Source organism: Mycobacterium sp., from assembly GCF_050701515.1.
Lineage (GTDB): Bacteria > Actinomycetota > Actinomycetes > Mycobacteriales > Mycobacteriaceae > Mycobacterium.
Map to the genome: position 1 here is coordinate 1 of NZ_JBOGDB010000117.1, position 3,616 is coordinate 3,616.

Below are 3,616 nucleotides of genomic sequence, written 5' to 3' on the forward strand. Positions count from 1 at the left end.
GCCCGGCAGGGCGCCAACGACCAGTGCTGCGATGTAGGAGTACGCGAACACCGGGCTCACCGACATCCGCTTGATCTGCAGCGCTATCAATCCGTTGGCAACGCCGGTGAATCCGATGAAGAACATCAACAGGGCGAAGCCGATGCGGATGGTCAGCGAGTGAGTTTCAAAGAATGCGACGATCTGCTCTTGGGTGATGTCTGGCCTGGGCGGTGGCATCACCCTGGCGAGCACCACGAAAATCAGCCCGAAGATGTTGTAGAAGATCGGGATGGTCCACCAACAGATCCGCTGGTCGATCTTGGGGATCCGCGTCCACGCAGGCCGTGCGCTGCCGGTGACGGTCGGCGCCGCCGGTGCCGACACCGCGCCGCTCACGGCGCCACCTTCGCGTCGGTGGCTACCGCCGTTTCGGTTTCCGCCGCTTCCTCCGCGGCCTGGCGGGAGATCGCCGTTCGCACCACGAAGAACATAACCGCGATGTAGAGGGCGAAGGCGCCGAGGCGCAGCCAGAAGGATATGACGCCGTTCCAGGCGAGCGGACCGGTCTTGAAGACGACCGCACAAACCGCCGGAGTCATCGCCGCCGCCGTCACGAGGTTGAACGGGGCGACCCACCGCGGAAAGATCGGTTGCGGACGTGCATCGAGGTAAATCGCCAGTGCAAGACAGAGATTCATCACGACGATCATGCCGACCGGCGCGACGAAGACGAGCCAGGCCAAGTCGTTGAGCAGCAGGATGAGCTGTGGATCGCGGGCCGGCCGGAACGCAGCTATCAACCAGAAGATGTCAGCGATGGCGAACAGCGTTGCGCCGGTCGCGGCGGCAGCGAGGTAGCTGTACGCGAGGACGTGGCTGGGGGTTGCCATTCGCTTGATCTGCACCACGATCACCATGAAGAACGGAATCAGCATGATCGCGCAGAGATTGAAGGTGATCATGGAAAAGCGGATCATCGTGGTGTTCTGTTGGTAGAACGCGGCGACCTGATCGGCCGTCATCTCCGGTGACATCGGCGGGAAGAACCCCGGAAACGCCACGAACGCGAGCAGCAGAACGGCTCCGAAGAACGGGGTGATCCACAGACTTATCCGCTGCGACCTGAGATCCATCGTTTCCCACACCTCTCTCCACCTAGCCGATCGGCTATCCGGTAGGGTAGCCAGTCGGCTAGTCGGGCGTCAACGGGTCCGTACAGAAATCGCCGTACCGGGTCCGGGCGCGGGAAGGACGTTCTAAAATCCGGAAATGATGTTTCCGCGTCGGTTCGCCCTGCTCGCGGCCGCGGTGCTGGCCGCAGGCTTAACGACGGCCGCCCCATCGGGCGCCGAAAACCCGCCGCTGCGCCACGTCCAGTACACGGTCTTCACCGAGCAGCCCTACCACGCGGAGATCTACTACCGCGACACCGACCCACCGAACTGGGCCGAATACAGCCACAACCCCTATTTCTTCAGTCCGAATGTGGAAGCCGATGTCGGTCCCGACCAGATGTGGATGATGGACGTCTGGCTGGCGAACCCCGAAGCGTGGGCCATGGTCGCCGCCAGCATCGCCGGCGAGTCGACCGCGACGCCGAACTTCCATTGCGTGCTTGCGGTCGACGGCGTCGTCGTCAAGACCCACAGCGGCCCCAAGGGGACGCTCTGCTCGATACGCAACTGGTGACGAACTCAGGCATCTGCCGGCGGCGGCTCACCCTCCAGCCGGCGCAGCCACCCCTCGCAGAACTCCAGCATTTCCGCGTGACCGGCGGACATGCCGAGGGCCTGCTCCATCATGATCACCGAAGAAACGCTGGTGGCGAAGACGGTCCACACGACGGGCGGCACCTCCGACACGTCGACACCGTAGCGCTGCAGGGCTGTCGTCATCGCTTTGGTCTGCTCGGCGCGGAAACGCTCGGCGTAGTAGGCGATCTCGGCCCGCAACGCCTTGCGGTGATTGGCCAAGCCCATGATCTCCATCGTCAACCGGCTCGCGGCCGGATCGGTGCCGAATCTCCACAGCGCCCACAGCGGCTTCGGGGAATCCAGTGCGTGCGCCTGGTCGATCAGCCCCTGTTCGGCGCGCCGGCGAAACACCGCCAGAAACAAGTCGTCCATCGTGCGGAAGTAGTAGTGCACGAGCTGCGGCTTCAGCCCCGCCTTCTCCGCGACACGGCGCGACGTCACAGCGGCGTAGCCCTCGTCGAGCATCAACCGCTCGGCGGCGTCCAGCAGCACGCCCCTGTTCTTCGCGTCCGGCGCCCCGATTCTTCGCGCCGATGCCATGCGTTCACCCCGGTGACTCGATGTGACCTTGACCATCACTCTACCGCCATGCTAAGCAGGTGCTCAGCACATTCACGGTCATTTCGACTTTTCACCCCGCGGCCCGGGAGGCACGTAATCCATGACTGACTTCGAGACGGTCGACTACTTCACCGATCCGTCGCTGGTTCCGGACCCGCATCCGTACTTCGACCACCTGCGGATGAAGAATCCGACGTGCTGCCCGATCAACAACGGTGTGCTGGCCGTCACCGGATGGGAAGCAGCCAACACGGTGTACAAGGACAGCGAGAGCTATTCGTCCTGTGTGGCGGTCGCGGGCCCGTTCACGCCGATCCCCTTCGTGCCCGAGGGTGACGACATCTGCGCGCAGCTCGAGGAGCACCGCGCCGAGATCCCGATGTACGAGCACATGGTCACGATGGACCCGCCGCACCACACGGATGCCCGGTCGCTGCTGAGCCGGCTGTTGACCCCGAAGCGGCTGAAGGAGAACGAGGACTTCATGTGGCGACTGGCCGATCGCCACATCGACGAGTTCATCGAAGACGGGCATTGCGAGTTCCTCTCGGCCTACGCGCGGCCGTTCTCGCTGCTGGTCGTCGCGGACCTGCTGGGCGTCCCCGAGGAAGATCACGAGGAATTTCGCGAGGCGTTCGGGGCCCGCCGGCCGGGGTCGACCATCGGCGGACTCGACCACGAGCCGATCGCGGCCAACCCGCTGGAGTGGGCCGATGAGAAGTTCGTGCACTACATCGAGGACCGGCGTCGGGAACCACGCGACGATGTGCTGACCGGGCTGGCCACGGCCAAGTACCCGGACGGGTCGACCCCCGAGGTGACCGACGTGGTGCGCACCGCCACCTTCCTGTTCGGCGCCGGACAGGAAACCACCGCCAAGCTGCTCAGCGCGGCGCTGCGGGTGCTCGGCGACCGGCCCGACATCCAGCATCAGCTGCGCGAGGACCGCAGCCTCATTCCGGTTTTCATCGAAGAATGCCTGCGCATGGACAGCCCGGTGAAGAGCGTGTTCCGGATGGCGCGGAAGTCCACCACGTTGGGCGACACCGATGTCCCGGCAGGCACCACGGTGATGGTGAGTCCGGGCGCCGCCAACCGCGATCCCGACCGGTTCGAGAACCCGCACGAGTTCCAGCTCGACCGCACGAACGTCCGCGAGCACATCGCATTCAGCCGCGGGATCCACTCCTGCCCGGGTGCACCGCTGGCGCGGGTCGAGGGCAGGGTCAGCCTGGAGCGGATCCTGGACCGGCTGGCCGACATCACGGTCGACGAGGACAAGCACGGCCCGGCCGACGACCGCCGATACAACTACGAGC

4 protein-coding genes and 1 pseudogene are annotated in these 3,616 nt (G+C 64.9%); 2 read left to right on the forward strand and 3 right to left on the reverse strand.

Annotated features, from left to right (window positions below):
• Together ACRDU5_RS10305 and ACRDU5_RS10310 are read right to left on the reverse strand one after the other, a co-directional pair.
• Positions 1 to 378: pseudogene (locus ACRDU5_RS10305) on the reverse strand (hypothetical protein); the annotation flags it as partial.
• Entirely contained in the window at positions 375 to 1,115 is a 741-nt protein-coding gene (locus ACRDU5_RS10310) for a hypothetical protein (protein ID WP_526614394.1), read from the reverse strand. The gene ACRDU5_RS10310 and the pseudogene ACRDU5_RS10305, both read right to left, overlap by 4 nt.
• 136 nt (positions 1,116 to 1,251) lie before the next feature.
• Here ACRDU5_RS10310 and ACRDU5_RS10315 point away from each other — a divergent pair, with 136 nt between their 5' ends.
• The gene (locus ACRDU5_RS10315; RefSeq protein WP_526614395.1) at positions 1,252 to 1,671 is read left to right on the forward strand and encodes an Rv2576c family protein; all 420 of its coding nucleotides are present in this window, start codon (positions 1,252 to 1,254) and stop codon (positions 1,669 to 1,671) included.
• 5 nt (positions 1,672 to 1,676) lie between these two features.
• On the opposite strand, the gene ACRDU5_RS10320 is transcribed toward ACRDU5_RS10315, so the two are convergent.
• Complete coding sequence (locus tag ACRDU5_RS10320; RefSeq protein ID WP_526614397.1) at positions 1,677 to 2,276, reverse strand: TetR/AcrR family transcriptional regulator; 600 nt, start codon at positions 2,274 to 2,276, stop codon at positions 1,677 to 1,679.
• 121 nt (positions 2,277 to 2,397) lie between these two features.
• Between ACRDU5_RS10320 and ACRDU5_RS10325 the strand changes: the two genes are divergently transcribed.
• Positions 2,398 to 3,616: cytochrome P450 (locus tag ACRDU5_RS10325; protein WP_526614398.1), on the forward strand; the 1,219-nt coding region annotated here is incomplete at its 3' end.